Origin of the sequence: Bordetella sputigena, assembly GCF_965137885.1 — a bacterium.
In the GTDB taxonomy this organism is placed as follows: domain Bacteria; phylum Pseudomonadota; class Gammaproteobacteria; order Burkholderiales; family Burkholderiaceae_B; genus Bordetella_C; species Bordetella_C sputigena.
Genome location: NZ_CBCSCA010000001.1, coordinates 277,243 through 302,446, shown reverse-complemented (window position 1 = coordinate 302,446; position 25,204 = coordinate 277,243). Strand labels below are relative to the sequence as shown.

Below are 25,204 nucleotides of genomic sequence, written 5' to 3'. Positions count from 1 at the left end.
AGGTATTGCACCACCAGCCTGGGCCAGGAGGGGCGATGGATGCGTACGAATGGCAGGAAGCCGCGGAACGGTGGACGGTAACGGACCGCATGGAGCCAGCCGGCGCATCCGCACGCCGGGTCATCGCACGGGCGCAAGGCCCCGTCATCCACGACACGCAGGGACGGCGTTATCTGGACTTCGGCGCCATTCCCACCGGCGCCATACTGGGCCACAACCATCCGCGCTATGTCAGCGCGATCAAACAAGGCCTGCAGGCGGTCGGCGACGACGCCTTTCTGGATGTGGACGGCCTGCGGCTGCATCGCCGGCTGGGGGAAATCCTGACGCCGCCGCTGCAGAAGTCGATATTGGTGGCGCAGGGCGATGCGCTGCGCGTGGCGACCGACATCGCGCGGGCGGTCACCGGCGCGGCCGACATGATGCACGTATGCCCGGCCCCGGACGGCACACTGCGGTTTGCCTATCCGGCAACGGCCACGGTGCCGGACCTGTCGCGCCCGCCCCGCGCGCCCGGTCCGGGTATGTATCCATACAGGGCTGCCGCGGCGGGCGCCCCGCCCCGCGGCTGCCCCGATCCGGCTCAATGCGCATGCGGCACAGCGGGAGAGGCGTACGCCTGCCCCGAGCTGGCCTTCGATGCCGCGCTGCGGGCCTGCGGGGAACGGCCCGCGGGACTGATCATGGCCCCGTTCGCGGGCGGCGCCTTCGGCGCCTCGTCCGGCTGCGCCCGCTTACTGCGGCGGCTATGCCACCAGAACGGCATGCTGCTGGCCGTCGACGAATCGGCCACGGGGTACGGCAGAACCGGCCGCATGTGGGGGCACCAGCATGACGATATGGTCCCCGATATCCTTATCGTGTCGGCCCGCTTCGGCGCGGGCCTGTCCATCGCCGCGGTTTGCATGCCGCCCGACATCGCCGAACGGGCGGCCGCAAGCGACTGCCTGGCGATGGACGTCGGGTGGCACGACCCGGTGGCCTGCACGGCAGCCGTCACCACCATCGATATCGTGCAGGATGAAGACCTGGTCTCCCGCGCGGCGGCCATCGGCGAACACTTGAAGATGCGGCTGGGCGCGATGGCGGCGGACAAGCCCCTGATCAGGACGATATACGGCCGCGGCACGATGTTCACGATCGAATTGGCGGCCGGCGGCGAGCCAGGCCCATCGGCGCGCACCCTGGTCCGCACGGCCGTGCGCGCCTGCCGCGACAAAGGCCTGCTGCTGCGGGGCGCCGACGCGGCGGGTGGCGCGCTTCAACTGGCGCCCCCCATGGTCGCTACCGCGACCCAGATCGACGAAGGCCTGGATATCCTGGATCAGGTCCTGCGCGGAATGAGCGATACGCTGGGCGCGCGCGCCGCCTCAAGCCAAGGCGCGCTGCAGCCGGGTCAGCACCAGCTGGCGCAATAGCAGCAGCTTACCGTGGAAGAAATGCGTCGCGCCGGGAATGACGACGACCGGCACGGAACGGTCGCGCGTCCACTCGAACACCTCCGCCAAGGGAACCACTTCGTCTTGTTCGCCGTGGACGATCAGCGTGTCGTCCGGCAAGGCGATCTCGCGGAACTGGAAGCGCCACACCGCGGCGCCCGCCAGTATCAAGGCGCCGGGCCGGGCTGCGCCGTCCGCGGCCAGCGTCGCGTCCAATTGCGCCGCCACCGCGGTGCCGAAGGAAAAACCCGCCAATGCCCATGGCATGGCGGCCAGCGACGGCTCGCGTTCCAGCCATTGTGCGACCAGTTCTCGCATATCGGCGGTTTCGCCTTGCGCCTTGTCGAAGGCGCCGGCCGACGCCCGCACCCCGCGGAAATCCGGCCGCAGCGCCACCAGGCCCTGCTGCACGCAGGCGCGGGCGATGGTCGTGACCACTTTGTTGTCGCGCGTACCCTCATGCAGGGGATGGGGATGCAGCACCAGCGCCCAGCCGCGCGGCTCTCCTTCCGGCCAGTCCACCGCGCAATCGATGCGGCCGGCCAGGCCATTGAATTCCAGGATTTCGGTACGGGCGGACATGGCGGGTACTCGTCAAGGCAAAGAGCGGGATGTTAAACCGGACGACGGCGCGTCCGCGAAACGCGCCGATGCCGAGCCGGCGGCGCCGGGGGCCCGCCGCGCCGCGGCGGCCGCCATGGGATCCGTAGACGCTGATAGCGGCGACTCGGCCGATGTCGACGACGCGGCCAGGAGGCTGCGTTCCAGCCATGCGGCCAGGTCGCTCGCCGCGGCGTCGGTGGCCGCGCGCAGCGCCAGCACGCCGCCCTGCGCATCCTGCGTCGGCGCCGGCGCCCCGCGCGCGAGCCGCACGGCATCCACGACCCGGCGGTCGCGCACCAGCACCGCCTGCAAGGCCACCTGACCGGAACTGGAAGCGCCGTCCTCCGCATAGACCTGCTCGAAACGGGTCAGCGTGACCTGCAGCAGCGGCGCGCGCGGATCGACGCCATCCTGCACCACCGGGCCGGCGGCGGACAGCCGATCGATGACCCGCTGCTGCACCAGTTGCGACGGCGGCGCGGCCCAGCGGTAGGTCGCGTACGAGTGCGGGCTGGCGCTGTCGCCGACGCGCCAGATGACGCCGGTATCGGTCAGCATCTGCGCGGCCGAAAAACTCACCGCCACCGGCTCGCGGCGCGCGGCGCCAGCGTGCCGCGTGGACGCTTCCGACGCCGCCGACGCTCCGGACATCGCGGACGCCGGCGACGCCGCCGATGTCCCCGAAGTTGCCGGAGATGGCCACGTCCCGGACGTCGCGGTCGACGGCCCCAGATCGAACAGCTGCGCCGGCGCCGCGCCGCGGCCCAGGCTGCATCCCCCCAGGACCACCGACAGCGCCAGCATCAGAGGCAACGGCCAGGCCACGCCCCGTATCGCATATCCAGCCATGCGCTTGCTCATTGCCGTGCTCTCCCGAATCCTTCGAAGCCGGCTTCGCCCGGCCCTGGCCGAGGCGGTGGCGCCCCGAAGATGATCGACTGCGGCGTATCACCGACGCGGCGCACGGTGGACGACAGATTGCGCGCGGTGGTGCTTACCTGGTTGGCCATGCCGCTGACGGCCGGCAACGTCTCGTTCGACAGCCGCGACGCGGCGTAGGCGATCTCGCGCAAGCTGCGCGTGGCCACCGCCAGCGGCCCGTCCGGCGCATCCAGCCGCGCCACCGCCACCCGCGCCTGCTGCGCCAGCGCCGAAATATCGCGGGCCGTGCCCTGCGCCTGGCGCGCGGTTTCGTTCAGGCTATCCACCAAGGGCCCGATTTTGGCCATCATGGGCCGCAACTGCGTGCTCGCGTCCTTCAACGATGCCGACACCGTCGCGGCGTCCTGCAAGGCCGACTGCAAGGCCTGCACGTTCTGGTCGCTCAATAGCACCGCCAACTGCCCCGAAATCCGATCAAGATTGCCCACGATATTGCCGCCGCCTTGCGACAGCCGCTCGAACAAGCCCGGCCGCAAGGGGATCACCGGCAGCGCATCGCCCTGGCGCGTCAACCGTACATGAGAACTGCCATCGTCGCGCAGATCGATGTTCGCCAGGCCTGTCACCCCTTGCACGCCCAGCTCCGCCCAGGTCGCCGACGTCACCGGCGTAGCGGGCGCCACGCCTATGCGTATGCGCACGCGACCGGGCACATTGGGATCGAAGCTCAGCGACTGCACCTTGCCCACCGGCACGCCCTGGTAGCGCACCGGCGACTGCTGCGACAACCCGCTTACCGCCGTATTGGAAACGATCTCGTATTCGGTCAAGGTGGTGCGATCGCGGTTGATCACCAAGGCGATCAACAGCACGGCCACCAACAGCACCAACGTGAATGCACCCGCCAGCAGCGCGTGGCTACGGCTTTCCATACATCAACTCCTTTGGAGCCAGATCGCCGAGCGCGCGCCGGCCGCGCTCGCCCAGGAAGAAAGCGTGGATAAAGGGATGATCCACTTTCAGGATCTCCGGCACGGTATCGCAGGCGATGACGTGCTTGTCGGCCAGCACCGCCACGCGCGACGACAGCGCCAGCAGCGTGTCCAGGTCGTGCGTGACCATCACCACGGTGAAATGCAGCTGCCGATGCAGATTCCGCACCAGGTCGACGAATTCATCCGAGCGCTGCGGGTCCAGCCCCGCCGTCGGCTCGTCCAGGAACAGCAGCTGCGGATCCAGCGAGAGCGCGCGCGCCAGGGCCACGCGCTTGATCATGCCGCCCGACAGATCGGCGGGCCGCTTGTGCGCATCGTCCGGCGACAGGCCGACCATTTCCAGGCGGCACATCACCACGTCCTGGACCAGGCCTTCCGGTATGGTGCGCAACTCGCGCAGCGGCAAGGCGACATTGTCGAACACCGACAAGGCGGAAAACAGCGCGCCGGCCTGGAACAGCACGCCCCAGCGGCGCGCCAGTTGCCCGCATTCGAACGAACTCATTTCCGACACCGGCATGCCCAGCACCGTCACATGGCCGGCCGCCGGCTTGTCCAGGCCCATGATCTGCCGCAGCAGCGTCGTCTTGCCCGAGCCCGATCCCCCCACCAACGAAAGGATCTCGCCGGGATATACCGTCAGGTCCAGGTTCTCGTGCACGACGTGATCGCCGAAAGCGGTCTTCAGCCCCACTACCGTAATGATGGGCTCGACCGTCAGCGCGTTGTCGGTGAACAAATGCCGCTGTTGACTGATATCGTCCTTCATAAAGGCACCCCGCTCAGCATGACGGCATACAAGGCGTCGACCAGGATCACACCGGTGATCGAAGTCACCACGGACGTCGTCGTGCGGCGTCCCAGGCTTTCCGTATTGGGTTCGATGTTGAGGCCGAAATAGCAGGCCACCAGCGCGATCACCACGCCGAAGGTCGCGCCCTTGACCAGGCCGATGCCGTAGTTCGACAAGGTCACCGCGTCGGGCAAGGAATTCAGGAACCAGGACAGCGGCACGCCCAGCTGCGCGCGCGCCGCCAGCATGCCGCCCAGCAAGGCCAGGGCGTCCGTCCATACCACCAGCAGCGGCATCGATATCGCCAGCGCCACCACGCGCGGCAGGATCAGGCGCTGGCTATACGAGATGCCCATCACCGCCATGGCGTCGAGTTCCTGCGTGACGCGCATCACGCCGATCTGCGCCGTGAAGGCGGAGCCCGAACGCCCCGCCACCAGGATGGCCGCCAGCACCGGCCCCAGCTCGCGCACGATGGACGTGCCCAGCAGGCGCACGATAAAGCGATCGGCGCCGTAGTTCTGCAATTGCTGCGACGACAGGTAGGAGATGACCACGCCGATCAGGAAGCCCACCAGCGCCGTAATGCCGAGCGCCTGCGCGCCGGCGCGGTAGATCTGCGCGGATATCTCCCGCCACGGTCCGCGCGCCGGATTGCGGATCAGGGTGCCCAGGTCGAGTATCAGCTGGCCCAGCATGATGACCATGGCATAGCCGTGGCGCGCGCCGACCAGGATCGCCTCGCCCAGCTTGACCACGGGACCCAGGCGGTCCTCCGGTGGCGGCGGCGGCGCCACGGTTTCGTGCGGATGGGCGGCCAGGGCATCGAACACTTCTTTCATGCTGCCCGACAGGCGCACGCGCTCGGGCAGCTTGTCGCCCCAGGCATGCCAGATCAGGTTGGCGCCAACGGTATCCAGCCGGGCGATGCCGGTCAGGTCCCAGCGCACGTCCTTGTCCGCCGCTTCCAGCGCGCGGCAGCGCGCCTGCACCTCGCCACGCCGCGCCAGGGCATGGACGCTCCAATCGCCGCTCACATAGCAAACGCCGCCGGCCAGCCGGAAAGGCGGCGCGGCGGCGGACGACGAAGTCAGGGCGGTCTGGACCATGGACGATGAATGGGGCCGGTCTGGCGCCGGCCCTCGTGGGCGCGAACAGGGGTAATGATACGCGGAGTGGGTGACAGGCGGCGTCCAGCGCGGGTTACCGCGGATCAAGGGGAATAAGGCAGCACTGACTATAAAATCCTGCTGTCCCTCCCGGCGTTCGCCCGCCCCCTACCATCCCTGCTTCAGCAACCGCCGTTCCCCATGCCGCAACCACCCGAGCTCCCCTCGCCGGACCACATGGCCGTCACGCTGCGCGCGCGGCTGGCGAACGGCACGGCCGCCCCCTTTGGACGGGTGGACTGGACGGCGCGGACGGGGTCCACGAATGCGGACTTGCTGGCGCGCGCCCGCGAGCGGGAAGCGGTCCACGCGGCGCCGAAGCCTTGGCTGCTGGGGGCGCACCTGCAAGAGACCGGCCGCGGCCGCGCCGGCCGCGCCTGGCAGAACCGTCCAGGCGCGGCCTTGATGTTCTCGTGCGCCTTCGACACGGCGCTCGCGCCGGCCAGTCTGCCGGTGCTATCGCCGCTGGCAGGACTGGCCACCTGCGAAGCCCTGCGCCTGCTTGCGGGAAGCGCCGGCGAACGGCTGTGCGTCAAATGGCCCAACGACGTGCAGTGGGGCGACGGCAAACTGGCGGGCGTGCTGGTCGAAACCGCGCGCAATCCGGGTGGACCGTCGTCCGCGCCCGGGCATACAGTGGTGATCGGCATGGGCATGAACCTGCTGGACGGCGTAGCGCTATCGCTGGCGCTGGAGCGCGAGGTCGCGGATTGGACGGCAAGCGAATGCGGCGCGGCGCTCAGCGACGTGGTCGCTGAAGTCGCCCTGGCCTGGCGCGCGGCGCTGGCGCAGGTCGAAAGCGAAGGGTTCGCGGCTTTCGTCGGCCGCTTCCGGCGCCTGGACGCGCTGGAAGGGCGGGAGATTCAGGTGCTGGACCGGGGGAATGTGCTGCATAAGGGCCTGGGCTGCGGCGTGGACGCGCAAGGAAGGTTGCGCGTGCGCACCTGGGAAGGGGAATTGCCGGTTTCCGTCGGCGAGATTTCGGTGCGGCCGGCATGAAGAACATCCTGTTGATCGATTCGGGTAATACGCGGCTGAAGGTCGCGGTGATCGCGGTAGGCGCGGCCGGCTCGGCTGGTGCGCGAACCGCGAGCACCACCGCGCCCGCGATGGCCGGCGACATATGCGCCCACGCAATCGACACCAATGACGTCCAGGGATTCAACGATTGGCTGGCGGCCTTGCCGGCCACGCCGGTCGCCGCGCTGGGCACCAACGTCGCCGGCCCCGCCCGGGCCGCCGGCATCCAGGCGGCCTTGACGCGGGTGGGCTGTCCGCTGCGCTGGGTGATCCCGCAAGCGCGGGCACATGGGCTGACGTCCCGCTATGCCAAGCCGGAACAGCTTGGAGCGGATCGTTGGGCGTCCATGCTGGGCGTGATGGCCAGGCTGGAAGGCGCTCCATCTGGAACGCCCGCCCCTTTCCTGCTGGCCAGCTTCGGCACGGCCACCACGATAGATACCGTCAGCGCCGACGGTGTCTTCGAAGGCGGCCTGATCCTGCCCGGTCCGGCGCTGATGCGAAGCTCCCTTTCCACGGGCACCGCCAACCTGCCGCTGGTCCAGGGCGACGCGACGGCCTATCCGACCGACACGCAGCAGGCGATCTCCTCCGGCGTCGCGGCGGCGCAGGCGGGGGCGGTACTTAGGCAATGGCTGGCCGGGATTCGGCTTTATGGCGCTCCCCCGCGGATCTACGCCGCTGGCGGCGGCTGGCCGGAAGTGGAAACGGAAACCCGGCGTTTGCTGGAAGAAGCGGCAGCCAGCATGGGAGGCTTGCAGACCGCCATCACCGTGATCGAAAATCCCGTACTGTATGGCCTGGCGCGCATCGCCGCCGCCGAGAATCTGGGGCTTTCCTAATGCGCATACTCTTTATCCTGATCGTGCTCGCCAATCTCGTCGTCTATGGCATCGGCCAGGGGTGGCTGGGCGCGCAGCCGGATGATGAAGGGCGGGAGCCGATGAAGATGCAGCAGCAGTTGAATGCGGATAAGGTGGTGGTGGGGAAGGCGCCCTGACACCACCGCTTCACCATATGCATGGGCAAGGCACCCCTCTCCTCGTCCACTGCGGCGCTATTCATACACGGCGGGACGCGGCTCTTCAGAGAGTGTGGTCGGTCCTTGCCGGGGAACCGAGCCAGGGGCGGAGTGCTTCCACAATCCGGCTGGTTGCTCCAGCGTGCGCGGCGGTCCAGGCAAGGGCGGCGGCCCGCATTGCTGCAAGACGGGGGGCGTCGCACAGCAACTCATAAGCTTGGCGCAGCGCTTCTTGAGCGTTGTCCACCTGTATCGCCGCGCCGGCCGCCACGGCATCGCTTACCGCCTGCGCAAAATTGTGCATATGCGGGCCGACGATGACCGGCGTGCCAGCCCGACATGCCTCGATCAGGTTTTGTCCCCCCATGGGCGCGAAGCCTCCGGCGACGATCGCGACATCGGCCGCGGCATAATAGAAGGCCATTTCACCGAGGGTATCTCCGAGCAGCACCGTTATGCCTGCCCCAGGCGGGTCGATGTGAGAGGAACGCCGTATGTACGTCAGGCCATGGTCTTCCAGGATGGCAGCGGCGGCGCTGAACCGTTGCGGGTGCCGCGGGATCAGCATATGCAGCACATCGCCCGGCGCGGCTTGCCGCTGGAGCTCGATGGCGGAAACGAACATCTGGTCCTCACCTTCACGCGTGCTGGCGATCGCCACAACGGGCTTGCCATACGCCGCGCGCCATCGACGCCCCTGCTCCAATTGGGGTACGGACAGCGCAACATCAAACTTCATATTCCCGACGACGTGTGGACCGAAGGCGCCGACCGCGCGCAGGCGATCCGCATCGGACTGGGTCTGTGCGAGTACGAGATCCAACGCTGCATATGTTCTCTTCAGACCCTTGCGGAACCATCTTGATCGGCGCAGCGATGCTTCGGAGAAACGCGCGCTGACAAGCACCATCGATATTCCCTGGCGTCCCGCCTCGTGTATCAAATTCGGCCACACCTCCCGCTCTATCAGGATGCCGCAATGAGGTTTGAAGAAGGCAAGAAACCTTCGCACAGATCCTGGAAAATCGTAAGGCAGCCAAGCCTGCCGCAGTCGGCCGCTGTCAACCTGTTCGCGATAGGAGCGCGCGGCCTCATCCCAGCCGGTAGGCGTGGTGTGAGTCAGCAACACTGCGTAGCCCATATCCAGCAATGCCCTGATCAGGGGATGTGCTGCGCGGACTTCTCCCAGGCTTACCGCATGCACCCATATCCGACCGGTGCGACCCGTATCCGCCGCTCGCTCGGCATAGCGACCGAATCTAGCGGGCGCCAGGATCTGCCAGCGCTGGCTGTCCTTGCCGGCCCGCATACGCATCCAGAGCCAGACAAGCGGCGAGAATACGCGAAGCAGGAGGGTGTAAACGGATCTCGTCATGGCGTTAATGAGGCAGTAGCGACGCGTGGGCCGCGCCCATCAAGCGGCAAGCGCTTGCACTAAGGCGGCGAGTACGGCATCGCGCGAAGGCGGCGCGCCTCGGTCTCCCAGACTGGCGGTATAGGAATCGCCCACCAGCGGCGTACGCACCGGTGTAGAAGCGCGGTAAATACCAATTGTGGGACGCCCCAACGCCGCAGACAAATGCGTCAGGCCGCTGTCCAAGCCCACCATCAAACGCGCCCCCGCTATTAGCTTGGCAACGGATGTCAAATCCATGCGGGTAACGACCTCGGCTTTGTCAATACCTCGAACAAGCGCCGTAGCCCGCGCCGCTTCTTCGTCATTGCCGGCCAAAAGACGCAATGCACAACCAGCGGTGCGCAGTTGCTCGAGCACTGCTCGCCAGTCGTCTTCCGGCCACAGCTTGTCAGGACGGCTCGCACTCGGCATGATGACCGCGTATTCAGGACGATGTGCCGCCCCTCTATTTCCTTCATCGAAGGCCGAAGTCGCTTGGCGTACAAGCCGCTGCAATCCAAAATCAGGCCTTCCCGACGGGGTATAGCCAAAGGTCAACCCGGCAAGTGTCCGCTGCCGTATCACGGCAGGCTGCCAAAATTCCACTCGATGCCGAACGTCGTAGAAGAGCGATGCAAGCGGCTCTCGCGCGGACTTCCAATCCAGCCCATGACGGACGCCAATCGCCTGACGCACCAGCCACGCGGACTTCAACAATGCCTGCATATCCAGAATGACGTCATAGCGCTTCCCTCGCAATTGATCGCGCAGTGCGGCTCTCTCTCTACGCACCTCCGACGACCACCAGGATTTTCGCCACCTGCGATGCGCCACCGTCATTACATTGCGCACGGCCGGATGCCATCGCGGGATTTCGGCGAACGATTCTTCCACGATCCAATCAATACATGCGCCGGGAACATTGCGCGCGACATCAGATACGGCGGGCAACATATGCACAAGATCGCCTAGCGATGAGGTGCGAACAATAAGGATTTCCAAAGCTAAGGCACCGCGAGAGAGGGAGGGGCTGCTGTATTCTATAGTCTAAATGGGGCCAGCTCGCCAGGGGATGGAGTGGTCACGCCTTACGAAGCATCACACAGGCATAGCAACCAGTCCCAGCCGGTCTTTCCGAACGAGACAGCATAGCCTGGCGAGGCGTGCAGGCCCGCTCGTACATACCGCTGGCGCCATTCGTTAAAATCGTCGTTTTTGCAGTGCGACGCGGTCCGTTGCCGCCATGCACAATCAGGTAATGAGAAGAATCTTAACCCGCGTCCGTGCTCTTTTTTCATCCACCGAGCAGATCAAAAGGCAGGTGGAACAGATTGCCCCCAATCTGGAGCAGCTTAGGCTGCGCGTCGATGCCATAGAGAATTCCACGTCCGCACATTCCGAGACGCTGAGCAAATACGAACCTTTACTTTCGTCGATATTAGAAGCGTCAAGGGTCGATGCGGAAGCGCGGCGACGTGAAGCCGACGAATTCAAGGACCACATTGAGACAATGGCGGAGTATCGCGCCAGCTCAGCCCATGCTCAAGAGACCCTGCTAAAAACTGTTGATCACATCGAGCGTTTAATCCGCGGGGCGGACAAGGCAAATCGATACCGCGCGGACTCAGGCGAAATCGGGCTGATAAAGATCCACTTTTTCTTTCAAATGCCGCAAGCCTGGACGACGTGGGAAACGGTATGGGATGCTTGCGTCTCAAATCCACTTGTCCGTCCTTTACTGGTACTACTGCCCTTCGCGCATGACAGCGTGCAAGGCGACACAGGAGCTCGAAAATTTCTTGCGGATCGAGCATTATCTTTTGTCGACTTCTCGGTCTACGACCTCCAGGAGCAACGGCCCGACATTGTGTTTTTGCAAAACCCCTACGATTCAACACGGCCAGCTGCATTGGACATGTGGAAAGTGCGGAACACAGGGGCACGCATTGCGTATATACCCTACGGCCTTGATGTCGGCGGCGGTAGCGACAATCTCCGTTGGCAATACGATCTGGACGTACATAGATATGCTTGGCGAGTATTTGCGCGATCGGAAGCTCACCGCCGCATGTTCTCGATGCACTGCACTTCGGGGAACAGCCACGTGGTAGTTACGGGCCATCCGAAAATCGATGCAATCATTGCTGCGACTCGCGGGCGTGAAAGTTCGATAACCGAACAGCAAGGTCGGAAAATCATATTGTGGACGCCACACTTTTCCGTTGAACACGGTGGCTGGTCCACATTTGACCGGGTGTCCGAATCAATACTTGGCTTTTTCGAAGCGCAGCCGCCCGGGCTGTCCCTGATTATCCGGCCGCATCCCTTGTTCTTCGGCCGTCTTCGCAATATAACTACCAGCGAAACCGAGGCGGCTATACGAGCGAGATTTCATCAACCGCCATTTATCATGTTGCATGAGGAGAACGAATACACAGACTTATTCATCCGTTCTCACGCATTGATGGCGGATGCAGGCTCGTTTTTGCTTGAGTACCTGCCAACCGGGAAACCCATTCTCTACCTACACAACCCGGAAGGTCCGGGACTCAGCGAAGCCGGAAATTTTACGCACGCCTATTACACTGCCGTATCGCCAGATGACGTGCGGGATTTTCTCGAAATGGTCGCTCACGACGAAGATCCAATGAGGGAAGAAAGGATCGCCCAGATTTCCCAGGTATTGCACAATTGCGATGGCAAGGCCGGAATTACAATTGTCGAACACATTGTGAAAGAAGTGCTGCGCGAGTGGGGTTTGCGGCCGAATCAGCATGCACGACAGGAATAAATTACCATGACTCGAATCTATGGCGAGAAAGTGGCCCTCGATCCTTCATCAGTTAAGGCCTTTTTCGAGCGGCGCGGCCAGTCGGTAAACAAGGAACATCCCTTGACCGCAGTGTTGTATCAGGACAATAACCCGGGATTGGCCGAAACGCGTGACGCATACGAAAAGCAGCGTGTGTTGCCGTTGCTCGGTCTGACTTCAGCCAGCCGCGTCCTTGACATTGGATGCGGCATCGGACGCTGGGCGGACGCTCTAGCAGATCGTGTTGCCACTTACCACGGGATTGACTTCAGCTCATCCCTTATCGAGGTTGCCAGGCGACGATGCAAGCAGCCGGAATTCTCATTTCAGGTACTCCCAGCTCAGGACGTCGGCCCATCGACGCTGGCGGGAGCGCCGCCCTTCACTTGCACCATCATCGCAGGCGTGCTGTTGTACCTAAACGACGAGGATCTGTCGCGAACACTCGTTGGCGCGGTGCAATGTAGCGACGCATCGGCGCTCATATACATACGCGAGCCTATTGGAGTCGACGGACGGCTAACGCTTGATAAGTTCGAGTCGGCTGAATTGAAATCTACCTATAGCGCCATATATCGAACGGACGAAGAATTCCAGGGTCTTTTCAACGAGACACTCGGAAAGGCGGGCTTCCGTCTGCGATTAAGCGACACCCTGTACCCTGCGGAATTGAATAATCGCGCAGACACTGTGCAGAAAATTTTCCTTTTTGACCGACGATGAGCACTCATTTCGCATTCGATCTTGATGGCACAGTTACAACGCAGGAACTGTTGCCCGCCATCGCAAACCATCTTGGACTGCGGAACGAAATGCGACTGCTAACGGAGTTGACGTTGAGCGGCCACATAGACTTCGAATCATCGTTCCGATTACGATGCGCGATTTTGCAGTCGGTTCCCATCTCCGACGTCCAGAGCATCGTTGCAGAGGTCCCGCTGCATGGTGAGATAGCCGCCTTCATTATGTCCCGCCGGCAGCAATGTTCTGTTGTGACTGGAAATCTGGACGTGTGGATAGAACCGCTGATCTCCCGCCTTGGATGCAGTGTGTTCTGTTCAAGCGCGCTGACCGATGGAAACCGGCTCATTCGTCCGCAGCACGTCTTGCATAAGAGCAAACCGATTCGGGAACTTCAAGCACGTGGCTGTAAGGTCGTGGCGGTCGGCGATAGCGTCAATGACATACCCATGTTCGAAGTTGCCGATGTCGGTATTGCCTTTGGCGGAGTACATGAACCCGCGCATGGTCTCGCCGAAATCGCTGACTATTTGACTTTTGATGGAGGTGCGTTGTGTCGGCTGTTACGCACGCTGTAATCGCGGCGGCAGGTCTGGGGTCGCGACTGGGGTTAGGCCTCCCGAAATGTCTGTTGGAGATTGACGGCCGAACCTTGCTCGAAAGGCAACTGGAGCTGCTCCAGGACGTCCCTGATGTCCGGATTGTCGTCGGATTCGACGCAGAGACCGTAATCGCCAAGGCACGTGAGTTTCGATCAGATCTGATATTTGTCCGAAATGCGGCCTTCCGCAGTACCACTACATTGACCAGCTACGCGATGGGAGCAGCGGGCCTTGATCGCAACTGCCTGTTCATGGACGCGGACATCTTATTCGAACCGACAAGTTTCGCGGCATTTCTGAAATCCTGTGAGACAAACGACCTGCTGGTGGCTGTCACAGATGCCAAGACGACTGATGCGGTCTATACCCATCTCCGTGAGGGATTCGTCACGCGCTTTTCTCGCACCGAGCAAAGCGATACCGAATGGGCCAACCTTTGCTGGTTGCCGCCTGGCTACTGCGAGACAGGAGAAGGGGCGGTATTCGAGAGATTGTCGGGGGATTTGCCCATACGATGCCATTCCATTACGTCATTCGAAATCGATACCCCGGCCGACCAGTCGTACGCCATGGCGAATGCGACGTTCAGATAGCGCAACCGCGCTTCATTCCACCCCTTAGCGAAAGACCGCCTAGCGCCATGATCCATTCCACCGCAATTGTATCGTCCAAAGCCGTCATCGGCAGAAATGTAAGCATTGGCGCGTTCTCCATTATTCACGACAATGTCACGATCGGGGACGACACCAGTATCGGAAGCCACTGCGAAATAGGCGTGCCTACGCCACTTGCCGGCGGTCGACCTCTCGTTATCGGCGCCAGTTCGCTGATCCGCTCCCACAGCATCTTCTATGAAGGATCGACCTTTGGAGAGCGCTTAACTACTGGCCATCGTGTAACGGTGCGAGAGCTCACGAACGCAGGAAAAAATCTACAAATCGGCACGCTGTCTGACTTTCAAGGCCACATCGAGATCGGCGATTATGTACGTACACACAGCAACGTCCATATAGGGCAGAAGACGAAAATCGGGAACTTTGTCTGGGTGTTTCCGTATGTCGTCTTCACTAATGATCCTCATCCTCCCAGTGAACTGTGCATCGGAGCCGAGATCGGCGACTTTGCTGCGATAGCCACGATGGCCGTCATTCTGCCCGGGGTGAAAGTGGGGGCGCATTCATTGATTGCCGCTCACAGTTGCGTCGCAAAGGACGTAGAGCCGCATACCGTCGTGGGGGGCAGCCCAGCCAAACTGCTTTGTGCGACAGAAAAAATAAAACTGAAGGATGGATCGGGACGAAATGCCTATCCTTGGCCTACGCACTTCCGCCGTGGTTATCCTGCTGAAATCGCACAGCAGTGGATCGAGCAGTTCGGCAATGGCCTCGTGACTGTTACAGTCTAAATGACCGATGTGCAGCCGCTTACCTGAAATCCGAAAACAGCGGAGCCATCTCCGGTTTTGCATAAAACAGTATCGCTGAATTCGATGCCTGCGGCATACCGAAGCGCTCAAGGTGAAACAGTTCCATCACTTGTTGTATGCACTGCTTATATGAGAATTGGCGGCCGCATGTCCATTGATTATTGTCCTCGCCAATCATTTGGGCAACGAGTACAAGGCCATTAGCCTTCGCGGCGGCATCAAAACTGTCCGGCGTCGCGTAGCGCCATGCCTTGTCGACGATTACCAAATCAGGATGCAGATTCCAGAACGCACGAGCGATGTCGTCTTTGTCCATGCCGATCTTAAAATTGTCGATTGCCTGCTTATAAAGCTGGCCTGGAACGGAAAGTGAGGAACTATAAAAGACCACCCATGGCCTAGCTCCTAATTTCAACAACGGCTGGCGAATGCGCATACTATTGAAACTTGTCAACGCCAGGTCGTATGATAATATCCCAGCGGTATTGACGACATATGGTGGGATCGCCGCAACAAATACAAGCATGACGGCTACCGCTCCGACCGCCTTAATCGCTCCGCGCCATGCGGCCGGCACGCCAATTAATATGACAACAGCGGCTGGTAAGATGGGAACGAGATAACCCCGGAGTATGTAGAATCGCAGCTGGTCAACGATGAGTGCAAAGAAGAGCAATAGCAAGACGCAGTAAATGTCGAGCAGCCTAGCTTCGCCGTCCCCTCGAAAGCGGTTATGTAAAAGCCGAATTAAAGCAAAAGCGATCGCGATCAGTAGCCACAGGTCATAATGCCAAAGCAGATTGAACCAAGATTTGAAAGACGCACTGACAGGCATCGACAATGTCGCATGGAAGGCGTGTATTTCTTTTTGCTTGGCCAGAAATCCCGGAAAATCGAGGACTGCATACGGGTGGAAGATCAGAACAAGACCAACTGCCACCAACATAAACCATGCCGCCAAGCGCACTAAAGTTCGGCCTTTCCGCCCTTTAACGCTGGGGTGACTCAAGGAAATGGCGAAAACGGCTATCAAAGGCGCCAGCGGGTAGATCATAAAACTTTGTTTGGCCAAGACTGAGGCGACCGCCGCTGCCCAGGAGGCCAATAGGTACTTTTCTCGTGTGACGGGCTCCAAACAGTAATGATGTAAGGCACATAGCATCACGATGACGAAGAACACTCCCGCAGGCTCGGGATGCACCTCGTAGGCAAACTTCACTGTTGACGGAAAAATTGCGATAACAACCGTGGCGACAAGCGCCACCACATAACTGGCACCGTACTTACGCAGGGTCCCAAAAAGTAAGCCCACGCCTGCTACCGTAAAAAAGAACGATACGGATCTGGCCCAGCCCGCGAATACCGGAAATCCGAGCTCACTCCCGCCAAATACGGCTTTTAACGCAATAATTCCCCAAACCACCATGCTGTTATAGATCCACCCGTATATACCAGTGTGATAGCGGTGGGTCTGATTCAGATCGATCGGCGGACCGACTATTCCAAGATAATCCTGCAATAGCGAGCCGCTATCGAACCAGGCGGCGGTTGCCTGCTGAAAGTCCGCGTTATGCAGAAATACCATGTGGCTAAACGCGAACGTAAACGCCAGCATCAAGCATGCTGAAGTAGCGAGATCGTGCGATTTAAGCCTTTGAGCTTCCGCTGGTCGAGTGTTCATGGTCAGCTTTCGAAAAATTTCCAGTAAGCACAGCTTTCCTGGGTATATGCCTCTTAATCGAGCCTCGTTTCCCCGGCGTTGTACAACATACGAAACAAATTTAATCCCCGCGAAGCCGCCTCTGCCATGAAGATGTCATCCTCATACAACTGCATGGCCAGAGACAGGCCTGCCGCCCTTACCTCTTCTTTTGGATGCGACAATAGAAGCGCGCTTTTCTCGAACTGAGATACCGGGCTTCCCGAGTCCAGGGCAGGACGAAATACCTGTGGGAACTCCTTTCGTAGTACAGCTGGATCCGCGCCATCAAGAGTCTTGCGGATCACAAGCGGAAGTTCCGCCAACATGGCGAAATCGCGGCGCCCGGACGATAGATTGGAAAAGTGGCGGCGGTATTCGACGATACGATAATCAAATACGGCCAGACTGTAGCCTCGCGCGCAAGCTCTGAGCCAGTATTCAAAGTCTTGTAGCTGAATCAGCCCAGGATGGAAGTACCCCATTCGAGGGACGATGGCCCCTCGCATCATGGCGCTAGACGCACAGATGAAATTTCCCTGTAGCAGTAGACGCTGGAAAATGGAATGTTCCTTCTGGCCGGGGTCGTAGAAGATGGGGAAATCTTCGTCACGAAGTCGCTCACCGAAGGAGTCGATAAGGTGCGGCTTCGAGAAAATAATGTCGTGCCGCGTTTCCTCAAGGATCTCGACCTGATGCTGGACTCGGTCCGGCGTGGCGATGTCATCGCCACCGAGAAACGCGATGTATTCGCCTTCGGCGGCTCGCATTCCGGCATTAATGGCAGCGCTCGGGCCATTATTCGACTGAGATATCAAAACTATCTCGTCACCAAATTTAGCCTTCACCCGAGCCGCGCTGTCATCCGTCGACCCGTCGTCAATAACTATGACCTGGATATTCTCATAGCTTTGCCCGACGGCACTTTCCACTGTATCAACGATAAACTCTGCTTGATTGAATACGGGAATGACGATAGAAACGAGCTCTTTCTTCATTATTTTCGCGCAATCACAGCTGGCTCATAAATTCGCGGATATGCCCAGCTACCGTCGCTATCTCGCTTTCATCAATCTGCGGCCACATAGGAAGTGACAGACACTCATCAGCCATTGCTTGCGCAAGAGGCAGCAGTTCAGCCGACAAATTCATGCCTTGATATGCTGCTTGTGCATGTGGCGCGATAGGGTAGTGCACCAATGTAACGACACCACGTTCCTGGAGATACGCTTGAAGGTCGTCGCGACGCGTCAACTTGATAACGTACAGATGGAAAACGTGTTCGAGATTCTCGGGGATGTATGGCAACTGAAGGCCTTTGATGCCGTCGAGGTGCTTCGAATACATGGCAGCGGCGACCCTGCGCTGGGCATTCCACTGGTCCAACATCGGTAGCTTTGCGCGCAGGATCGCCGCCTGCAATTCATCAAGGCGGGAGTTAACCCCGGCCACTTCGTGCACGTACTTTATGCGCGATCCATAATTACGCAGACGACGGACACCGTCCGCGAGCGCATCATCATTCGTGACCACCGCGCCGCCATCGCCCAGCGCTCCCAAGTTCTTGGTGGGATAAAAGCTGAAGCCAGCGGCGTGACCCAGCGTGCCGGCAGGCTTCCCACCGCATTTCGCGCCATGAGCTTGGGCGGCATCTTCCAGGACAAAAAGCCCATGCTGCGCGGCCAGCGCGTTGATGCTCTCCATGTCCGCCGGTAGACCAAACAGGTGCACCGGCATAATGGCAGCGGTCTTTGATCCGATACACGCCCGGATGCGTGCCGGATCCATGGTATACGTACGCTCGTCGATCTCGACCGGTACCGGAGTTGCCCCCGCCATGGACACGGCGAGCCAACTGGCAATAAACGTCTGCGATGGGACGATAACTTCGTCTCCTGCGCCAATTCCCTTGGCCCGCAAGGCCAGCGCCAAGGCGTCAAGGCCATTGCCCACGCCAATGCAATGTTTGGCGCCGCAATATGCAGCAAACTCCTCCTCGAACTTCGACAACTCGCTGCCCATGATTATGTGGCCGCTACTGAGTACGCGATCGAAGGCTTCGCGAATTTCATTGACAAGCAGGTCGTGCCCCGCCTGTATATTAAAGAACGGGATCACGGCGCTTCTCTCCCCACGCTAATCAAGAAATCCTGGTAGTTGCGTATATAGTCTGATTCCTCGTACCGCATGGAAGCAAGGACCAGACATACAGCACCCGATGAAAAATTGGTCAACTCGCGCCATACCAGGGACTTCATGAGTACGCCCTGGTAGGGTCTGTTGCAATTGATTGTGCGCCTCTCATATCCATTATCGAGCACTAGATCGAAACTTCCGGCTACAGCGATAAGGAGCTGTTGCAGCTGGTAATGAGCGTGGCCCGCACGCTCCTCTCCGGCCGGCACGTCATACAAGTAGTAGACGCGCTTTACATCGAACGGCAAGTGGTTCATGCCTTCAACAAAAGTGAGATTTCCGCGCGGGTCGGTAATCTTGGGAAGATCTATTATTTCGTAGATCTCGTCCAGTGGTACGCGGCCAGCGCCTCTTTTAGCATTGCCCATCTATCCCTCTAATATCTTCCTGTACCGCGTCCTTATAACCGTCCATTTACGGCTATATGTTTATCCAATTGCTCTCAGCACAGCATCCACGTCGATATGATAGTCGTCATGGACGCTGTACTTATCATCTCGCACGTACGCCCGTGGGCCGAGCAGCACTTCGACGTCGGCGTAGGAGACTTGCCCCAGCAATTCCCATAAGTACAGCTGATGGCTCGGGTGATCAGACGCTAGCACAACCACGTTCGTGCCAGGATCGCACCAGATGATATTGGTGACTTGCGCACCAGTCGGAGCGATAACTGTCCGTGCCTCCGAGAAAATGCGAACCTGGGTTTCCAGACTCATGTCATCCACGCAGACAATCTCAAATCCCAATGCCGCGAGTTTCGCCTCGAGCTCTGCCTGATTCAATAACTGACGTGTTCTTCCTCTACGGCAAGCGTAGATATTCCGTCGCGGATTGGCGCCCTGCACGGCGTACACTCGCTTGCATCGTTCCACTGCTTGCCGGATCCTGCCCACGTCGATCGCGGAGCGCCGTGCTACGGGGCCGCCATAATAGGCGTCTACTACCACCGAAGCATCGGCAGGCATATACATCTCACGGATATGATGTGCGACACCGCTTTCTAGCCACATCACCGGCCGGCGATCCCCGTTAACGGCATCCACCAAGGTACGCATGTTGTCGTGCAGATTGCTTTCCATCAACAACGGAACATCCTTGCGGATGGTAGCCTCCTCGGCGAGGAGAATGCGCGGAAGCGTCTCGACGACGAAATGGAAATAGTTATTAGAATACTCGTGCATGAGGTTGATGCCACTGCCAACCCATGCCCCCTGCCGGAGATTAAGATCAAGCCGGATCGAGCCCGCCTTCAACCGGCGGGCTCCGATATATTTGATTTCTGACCCCTGCTCGTTGAAGAAGCGCCGCTCCTCATCGTGCAATAGGTGGGCGCCAGCGACAACGTATCTGGTACCACCAAGCGCGAGCGCATTGTTTATTTTAGCAACATAAGGCGGCGTGGGATAGTCGCATTGTTCAACGCCTACAGCCGAAATCGTTGAAGAACTGTATATTATGCTCGTCCCTTCCGCGTCGGAAACCATCGCAGTTGAGCCTGCTACGCTTTCCTGTACGCTTGCAACGGGCAGCTCCACAGTGACTCGCGTGCTTTCCAGCGCTGGCGGAAGGGCCGAAAGGTAGGCGCGGAGCGCGGCGGCCGATTTGAAGTAATGAGGGCTGCAATTGGGTAGACGCCCTTCGGCACGGCCATGGCGGACGTAGTGATATAGCGCGTCTTGCCCCGACGCCGCAACGTCTGGGTATTCTTCTAGATACCACGAAGGATTGAACAAGGGGCCCGGCAAATCTCCTTTGGCCCAACCAGTTTCCAAGAAATAGGCAAGCGCGTCGACACAATTGCCGCCGCGGCTCATATATTTTTTCAAGTACCAACCACAATCGAACAACGGATGAGGATTATCACCCCTCAACGCCCCCGTTTCCATGTAGTGCACAAGCGGGTTGACATCGCCGCCGCCACCCGGCAGATACCTCCGAACATACCAGTCCGCATCGAAAAGAGGGTTTGGGTCCCTCCTTTCTTTGCCACCTTGCGACAAGTAATGAACCAGCGGGTCAATGCGGCTATCCTTCACATCGGCATATCTATCCAGATACCATGTCGCATCAAAGAGAGCGTTAGGCTTCCGATTTTGCGCCGCACCGTGCCATATGTAGTGAAGCAGAGGATTGATCGCTGCGTTGCGAACGTCCGGATAACGCAGCAAGTACCACTCGCTGTGAAAGAGCGGATTGGGATTCAGGCCTGCGAACCCTCCGATGGATAGGTAGTGCGCCGCCGGATCCTTCATACCGTTTAGCTTGTACCGCTCGACGTACCAATCCGCGTCAAACAAACCACTCGCAGTAAGAGCTCGCAGCTTCCTTACCCTCCGGTGCGCGACGACAGCACGCCGTACGCCAGGGACACGCATCAACATATTCTTCATTTTGGGGATCGCGCTCTCCATCGGCACTATCGTTCGGCATTATTCAAATACGCCCTCTGCAACATAGAGGTCGGTCGAACTGCCAAAAACTTTGCCATTTAATTTTCACGCCGGCAAGAATTTCTCATAGCGGCGCCTTATCGCTTTATAGGTCTTCCGCGAATATTCAAAAAAATAATCCGATTCGGTTTCACCCACGATATAAGCACCAAAGCGTTGGTGAAATGCCACAACCCTTTCGTTTCCCTTTCGCACATCGAAGTGCGCGCGATTAAATCCAAGTTCGCCGAAAGCGAGCTCATAGATCAATAGGGCTGACTCGATGGCCGCATTACGCGGAGCACTCGGAATCAACATCCAGCTACCCCATGAAAACGAGTCTCCCTGATAATCGTAGATACGAACTGTGCCAAGCGGCCGACGAGAGAGGTCCTCGATTATGAAATAATACTCGCTGCCTGACGCTTCACGTATTTTATAATCATTCAGCCATTGCGCTTGTTTCTCCACATCAGCGGCAACGTGGGAAACGAATTCGTTGAGCGACGTATCCAAGCGCAGGTCGAGTATGAAGCCGGCATCGTCAAGCGCCGCAAGCCGTAGACGAATCGATTTGCCAATTATGGGCCCACCCCTCCATGGGGCACGAGTTGTTTGGTCCATGGTCATACATGCCTCCGACTCCGATTCGCTTAGCCTCCAAAATACGCTAAGGCCGCTTCCTGTGGACTGCAGTCCATGCGAATTTTACCGTGCTCGAGCCACAGTACCCGGTTGCAGGTGTGAAGAATCAATTCCTTTGAGTGACTTGCGATCACCAAAATATTTGTCGATTTCACCAGCTCACTCATTCGGGCTTCAGCCTTATGCTTGAAACCCTCATCACCGACAGAAAGCCATTCATCCATCAAAAGTATCTCTGGCCTTATCACCGTCGATACGGCGAATGCGAGCCGTAGATGCATCCCGGTGGAGAAGGTGCGGACCGGCATATCCACGAAGTCACCCAGCTCGGAGAATTCGACTATCTCCTCCATTCGCTGCTTGATTTCCGACCGCGATAGCCCAAGCAATGATCCGCGTATATAAATGTTCTCGCGACCAGTCGCTTCAGGGTCTATTCCGAAGGAAATATCGATGAGCGAACCGACGTCGCCGGCCAAGGTCTTATGCCCGCTTGACGGCTCATATACCCCACTCAGAAGCCGCAGAAGCGTACTCTTTCCTGCGCCGTTATGCCCCAGCAAGCCAACACGATCGCCATCCTTTAGCTCGAAATTCAAGTTATCAAGGGCTCGAACAACAACTCTGCCGTGTGTGTCCTGACCCAGCTGCCCGCCGGTGGCAACTTGGAAGAGCCTTTTCTTCAGTGATCTGGCACTGGCGTTGTATATAGGAAAATCCACGCAAACCTGATCAAATCTCACGTATGCCATTCCTGTCCATCCTTTCTGCTGGCAGCGGTTACAGCCAATACGCAACGCGACGGCGATACCGGCTATACAACACCATAGCCGCTCCCCAGCCTACCACCGCAGTACCGATCGATGCCCACCAGTTAACCGGTTCGGGCCACTGATCTAATAACGGAGCACGCACCAGTTCTAACCAATGAAAAAACGGGTTCAAGTTCAAAATATACGCACCGAAATTACCAGGGAGCAGTTCAGGCAACCACATTATGGGAGTCAGATAAAAAAGCACCTGCAGGAAACTGGTAACTATCTGGGGCACGTCACGATATCTTGCACATATTGTGGCCATGAGAAGCGCCACCCATAACAAATTCAAAACCAGAAGAATAAATCCCGGGATGCTTAGCAGTGCAACCCACTGCAGCGGCTTCCCCACTGCCAGCAATGTGAGAGGAAAAATAACGATGTTATGGGCGAGGATAATGAGATTTCGCCACATCAGGCGAAAGATATGCACAGCCAGCGGGAGCGGCAACTGTTTGATAATTCCATCAGCGGCAATGAAGCCGGTGCACCCCTCAGTAATCACCGACGATATAAATCCCCACAGAATCAGCCCTATCGCGATGAATGGCAAAAATCCATGCATCGGGGATTTGAATATCTGGCCGAAAACTGTTCCGATGGTGCCAATCATGACCCCCATGCTTATCGTGAGCCAGAATGGACCAAGACTGGACCGGCGATATCGCTGGCGCACGTCCTGCCAGCCTAGCGTCCCGACCAAAGAGTATTTGGCAACCGCGCCCGCGATGTCGCGCACGGCGCCTGATATGGATTTATCCGGCATGACTGACCTGATATTGAAAATACAATACGATATTTCGGTATTTCACTTGAAAGTAGCAACCTTGTGGCCGAAATAACTGGTTCCGATGGGTACCAATACGCCAATTAGGTGCGCGATCGCTTCGTGGTTGCCGGGCACGGCTAGCGAGGGCAGAATCCATCGGTCCAGAGCCACGCTGACGATAAGCGTCTGCAAGACTGCCAGGACGTTCACCAACGTGAACTTGACCGCCTGGGGGGCCCATGGACGTCCACCAGCATCGAATACGTAGGCACGCATGAGAATGAACGCGACCGCCATTCCGACAATATATGCGAGTACGATGGATATCTCGTAATCGAACCAGATATTGAATATGAACCGCGATCCGTAATTGGCTGCGGCTGCGATACCTCCAGCCACCATGAAGCGGACAAATCTGCCGTTCCACCGAAACATAAGAGCCTTCACGACGAGTCCCGCATCGCAGCCCTGGCCATGTTACGCCCGAAGCCTATACTTTCCGATATGCCACGATCTTCAGGATAGTAGTAAGAGGTATCGGCGACCCATAAGCCCCGTATGGGCAGTTCCAATGGCGGTAACTGCTCGAGATAGCCGGGTCCGCAGATCGGCTGTGCGTAGCGGTAGCGGCTCGCGCGTAGACCGATAAAGTCCTCGTCCGTCAATGTGGGGTTGACTGCCTTCAAGTACCGCCGAACCTTTTCCAAGAACACATCATCGGGCTCCTTGTACTTGGGATGTTCTCCAGGCATATAAAAGGGTACATAAACAATGTGGCAAGCTAGTGGGCGCAGGTTCGTATACTCGACCACGCCCGGGATATCCATGTCCGGATCATTCGTGTTAAGCCAGAAATTCTCTGTCACGGACTTACGCAGCTTTGCAATGACGCATACTACAGCGATGTTACGCAGCGAGCTGAACTTCCGCAGGATGTTAGACGGCAAATCGGGCATGATTCGGGGCACGTATGGCAAGGGGACCGTGCTGATCACCTTATTGAAAGCGTAAAATTCACCACCGCTTTCGACGCCGCGCACCTCGCCGTGCTCCATGACCACCTTCGATACGGGTGATTTCAGCCGAAACTCGCCGCCCCACGCCTCGATGGCCTTACGCATGCCTTGGAGCAAAGTGTCTGACCCGCCCTCCAGGTATCCCAGCTTTTCGCGGAACAGATCGTAGCGCGACCGCCCAATACGCCGTATCCGACTCCAGATCCATGCAGCGGACAAGCCATGCGCGTAGTCGTAGAACTTCAGGTCGAACAACTTCCGCCACAAGACCTCGTAGGCCTCCTGGCCGACCCAGCGCTTTATCCACCCCGTTGCTTCCACATGATCCAGGGGCCGCCAATCCTTGCGGCGTGTGCAGAGAAAGGCATGCAGTCCATAACGGAACTTGGCCATCCATCCAAGGCCCTTGAAGCGCAACAGCGCCATAGGGTTACCCCAGGCCTGCAAACGCCGCTGGTAGTAGTATCCCATTTTGGTTTCGACCCACCGCATCTTGTCCGAGATGCCGAGCTCGCCCAGCATGTCGAGAAAGTCGGTGTCGGATATGCAGTGAAAATGGTAATAGCGTTCGATGGAAAGCCCGCCGAAATCAAACGTGGCGGTCATTCCGCCGACACGGTCGTCGGCCTCGAAAACGACCGGCGCATGGCCGTCCTTGGCGAGCTGATAGGCCACCGCTAGTCCCATGGGGCCGGCTCCCAATACCGCTACTCGCATCTTATCGTTTTCGGCCATG

Annotated in this window: 26 protein-coding genes; 9 read left to right on the top strand and 17 right to left on the bottom strand. The window is 59.3% G+C overall.

Features of this window, described 5'->3' with window-relative positions; genetic code table 11:
- The first annotated feature begins 35 nt into the window (after positions 1 to 35).
- Positions 36 to 1,418, top strand: a complete 1,383-nt coding sequence (locus ACNA0R_RS01420; protein WP_415824094.1) for an aminotransferase class III-fold pyridoxal phosphate-dependent enzyme — start codon at positions 36 to 38, stop codon at positions 1,416 to 1,418.
- On the opposite strand, the gene ACNA0R_RS01415 is transcribed toward ACNA0R_RS01420, so the two are convergent.
- Genes ACNA0R_RS01415 through ACNA0R_RS01395 form a run of 5 tightly spaced genes read right to left on the bottom strand, consistent with a single transcriptional unit; the run spans position 1,371 to position 5,821 of the window.
- On the bottom strand, positions 1,371 to 2,021 hold the full coding sequence (locus ACNA0R_RS01415; protein WP_415824093.1) for an alpha/beta hydrolase: 651 nt from the start codon (positions 2,019 to 2,021) through the stop codon (positions 1,371 to 1,373). The genes ACNA0R_RS01420 and ACNA0R_RS01415 overlap by 48 nt on opposite strands.
- Positions 2,022 to 2,033: 12 nt before the next feature.
- The gene (locus ACNA0R_RS01410) at positions 2,034 to 2,903 is read right to left on the bottom strand and encodes an ABC-type transport auxiliary lipoprotein family protein (protein WP_415824092.1); all 870 of its coding nucleotides are present in this window, start codon (positions 2,901 to 2,903) and stop codon (positions 2,034 to 2,036) included.
- Complete coding sequence (locus ACNA0R_RS01405; RefSeq protein ID WP_415824091.1) at positions 2,900 to 3,856, bottom strand: MlaD family protein; 957 nt, start codon at positions 3,854 to 3,856, stop codon at positions 2,900 to 2,902. Before ACNA0R_RS01405 ends, ACNA0R_RS01410 begins: the two co-directional genes overlap by 4 nt.
- Positions 3,843 to 4,688 carry an ABC transporter ATP-binding protein gene (locus tag ACNA0R_RS01400; protein WP_415824090.1) on the bottom strand — a complete coding sequence of 282 codons (846 nt, stop codon included), beginning with the start codon at positions 4,686 to 4,688 and terminating at the stop codon, positions 3,843 to 3,845. Before ACNA0R_RS01400 ends, ACNA0R_RS01405 begins: the two co-directional genes overlap by 14 nt.
- Positions 4,685 to 5,821 (bottom strand): MlaE family ABC transporter permease, encoded by a 1,137-nt coding sequence (locus tag ACNA0R_RS01395; protein WP_415824089.1) that lies wholly within the window; start codon positions 5,819 to 5,821, stop codon positions 4,685 to 4,687. The genes ACNA0R_RS01400 and ACNA0R_RS01395 overlap by 4 nt, the downstream gene beginning before the upstream one ends.
- 201 nt (positions 5,822 to 6,022) lie before the next feature.
- On the opposite strand from ACNA0R_RS01395, the gene ACNA0R_RS01390 reads away from it, so the two are divergent.
- Genes ACNA0R_RS01390 through ACNA0R_RS01380 form a run of 3 tightly spaced genes read left to right on the top strand, consistent with a single transcriptional unit; the run spans position 6,023 to position 7,901 of the window.
- Positions 6,023 to 6,880 (top strand): biotin--[acetyl-CoA-carboxylase] ligase, encoded by an 858-nt coding sequence (locus tag ACNA0R_RS01390; protein WP_415824088.1) that lies wholly within the window; start codon positions 6,023 to 6,025, stop codon positions 6,878 to 6,880.
- Positions 6,877 to 7,743: a type III pantothenate kinase gene (locus ACNA0R_RS01385; RefSeq protein WP_415824086.1), complete on the top strand. Its 867-nt coding sequence runs from the start codon at positions 6,877 to 6,879 to the stop codon at positions 7,741 to 7,743. The genes ACNA0R_RS01390 and ACNA0R_RS01385 overlap by 4 nt, the downstream gene beginning before the upstream one ends.
- The gene (locus ACNA0R_RS01380) at positions 7,743 to 7,901 is read left to right on the top strand and encodes a hypothetical protein (RefSeq protein WP_415824085.1); all 159 of its coding nucleotides are present in this window, start codon (positions 7,743 to 7,745) and stop codon (positions 7,899 to 7,901) included. Before ACNA0R_RS01385 ends, ACNA0R_RS01380 begins: the two co-directional genes overlap by 1 nt.
- Before the next feature lie 85 nt (positions 7,902 to 7,986).
- On the opposite strand, the gene ACNA0R_RS01375 is transcribed toward ACNA0R_RS01380, so the two are convergent.
- Both ACNA0R_RS01375 and waaC read right to left on the bottom strand, forming a co-directional pair.
- Positions 7,987 to 9,297, bottom strand: coding sequence for a 3-deoxy-D-manno-octulosonic acid transferase (locus tag ACNA0R_RS01375; protein WP_415824084.1), 1,311 nt, complete (start codon positions 9,295 to 9,297; stop codon positions 7,987 to 7,989).
- 39 nt (positions 9,298 to 9,336) lie between these two features.
- Positions 9,337 to 10,272: a lipopolysaccharide heptosyltransferase I gene (gene waaC, locus ACNA0R_RS01370; RefSeq protein WP_415824454.1), complete on the bottom strand. Its 936-nt coding sequence runs from the start codon at positions 10,270 to 10,272 to the stop codon at positions 9,337 to 9,339.
- Positions 10,273 to 10,561: 289 nt separating this feature from the next.
- Between waaC and ACNA0R_RS01365 the strand changes: the two genes are divergently transcribed.
- Genes ACNA0R_RS01365 through ACNA0R_RS01345 form a run of 5 tightly spaced genes read left to right on the top strand, consistent with a single transcriptional unit; the run spans position 10,562 to position 14,878 of the window.
- A complete protein-coding gene (locus ACNA0R_RS01365) occupies positions 10,562 to 12,109 on the top strand; it encodes a CDP-glycerol glycerophosphotransferase family protein (protein ID WP_415824083.1) in 1,548 nt (515 codons plus the stop codon).
- Between the two features lie 6 nt (positions 12,110 to 12,115).
- Positions 12,116 to 12,853: a methyltransferase domain-containing protein gene (locus ACNA0R_RS01360; RefSeq protein WP_415824082.1), complete on the top strand. Its 738-nt coding sequence runs from the start codon at positions 12,116 to 12,118 to the stop codon at positions 12,851 to 12,853.
- Positions 12,850 to 13,449, top strand: a complete 600-nt coding sequence (locus ACNA0R_RS01355) for an HAD family hydrolase (protein ID WP_415824081.1) — start codon at positions 12,850 to 12,852, stop codon at positions 13,447 to 13,449. Before ACNA0R_RS01360 ends, ACNA0R_RS01355 begins: the two co-directional genes overlap by 4 nt.
- Complete coding sequence (locus ACNA0R_RS01350) at positions 13,425 to 14,066, top strand: NTP transferase domain-containing protein (RefSeq protein WP_415824080.1); 642 nt, start codon at positions 13,425 to 13,427, stop codon at positions 14,064 to 14,066. The genes ACNA0R_RS01355 and ACNA0R_RS01350 overlap by 25 nt, the downstream gene beginning before the upstream one ends.
- A gap of 47 nt (positions 14,067 to 14,113) precedes the next feature.
- Positions 14,114 to 14,878 (top strand): N-acetyltransferase, encoded by a 765-nt coding sequence (locus tag ACNA0R_RS01345; RefSeq protein WP_415824079.1) that lies wholly within the window; start codon positions 14,114 to 14,116, stop codon positions 14,876 to 14,878.
- 19 nt (positions 14,879 to 14,897) lie between these two features.
- Here ACNA0R_RS01345 and ACNA0R_RS01340 read toward each other — a convergent pair whose 3' ends face one another.
- The 10 genes from ACNA0R_RS01340 to ACNA0R_RS01295 all read right to left on the bottom strand — a co-directional run bounded on the left by ACNA0R_RS01340 (position 14,898) and on the right by ACNA0R_RS01295 (position 25,203).
- Positions 14,898 to 16,580, bottom strand: a complete 1,683-nt coding sequence (locus ACNA0R_RS01340; protein ID WP_415824078.1) for a hypothetical protein — start codon at positions 16,578 to 16,580, stop codon at positions 14,898 to 14,900.
- 53 nt (positions 16,581 to 16,633) lie between these two features.
- A complete protein-coding gene (locus tag ACNA0R_RS01335) occupies positions 16,634 to 17,596 on the bottom strand; it encodes a glycosyltransferase family 2 protein (protein WP_415824077.1) in 963 nt (320 codons plus the stop codon).
- Positions 17,597 to 17,609: 13 nt separating this feature from the next.
- Positions 17,610 to 18,716, bottom strand: a complete 1,107-nt coding sequence (locus ACNA0R_RS01330) for a DegT/DnrJ/EryC1/StrS family aminotransferase (RefSeq protein WP_415824076.1) — start codon at positions 18,714 to 18,716, stop codon at positions 17,610 to 17,612.
- Positions 18,713 to 19,162, bottom strand: a complete 450-nt coding sequence (locus ACNA0R_RS01325) for a sugar 3,4-ketoisomerase (RefSeq protein WP_415824075.1) — start codon at positions 19,160 to 19,162, stop codon at positions 18,713 to 18,715. Before ACNA0R_RS01325 ends, ACNA0R_RS01330 begins: the two co-directional genes overlap by 4 nt.
- Positions 19,163 to 19,222: 60 nt before the next feature.
- The gene (locus ACNA0R_RS01320) at positions 19,223 to 21,205 is read right to left on the bottom strand and encodes a glycosyltransferase family 61 protein (protein ID WP_415824074.1); all 1,983 of its coding nucleotides are present in this window, start codon (positions 21,203 to 21,205) and stop codon (positions 19,223 to 19,225) included.
- 84 nt (positions 21,206 to 21,289) lie between these two features.
- Entirely contained in the window at positions 21,290 to 21,853 is a 564-nt protein-coding gene (locus ACNA0R_RS01315; protein WP_415824073.1) for a GNAT family N-acetyltransferase, read from the bottom strand.
- A gap of 23 nt (positions 21,854 to 21,876) precedes the next feature.
- On the bottom strand, positions 21,877 to 22,620 hold the full coding sequence (locus ACNA0R_RS01310) for an ABC transporter ATP-binding protein (RefSeq protein ID WP_415824072.1): 744 nt from the start codon (positions 22,618 to 22,620) through the stop codon (positions 21,877 to 21,879).
- A 28-nt stretch (positions 22,621 to 22,648) separates the two neighbouring features.
- Entirely contained in the window at positions 22,649 to 23,449 is an 801-nt protein-coding gene (locus ACNA0R_RS01305) for an ABC transporter permease (protein WP_415824071.1), read from the bottom strand.
- A 42-nt stretch (positions 23,450 to 23,491) separates the two neighbouring features.
- Positions 23,492 to 23,899, bottom strand: coding sequence for a GtrA family protein (locus ACNA0R_RS01300; RefSeq protein ID WP_415824070.1), 408 nt, complete (start codon positions 23,897 to 23,899; stop codon positions 23,492 to 23,494).
- A complete protein-coding gene (locus tag ACNA0R_RS01295) occupies positions 23,896 to 25,203 on the bottom strand; it encodes an NAD(P)/FAD-dependent oxidoreductase (protein WP_415824069.1) in 1,308 nt (435 codons plus the stop codon). The genes ACNA0R_RS01300 and ACNA0R_RS01295 overlap by 4 nt, the downstream gene beginning before the upstream one ends.
- Position 25,204: the final 1 nt, after the last annotated feature.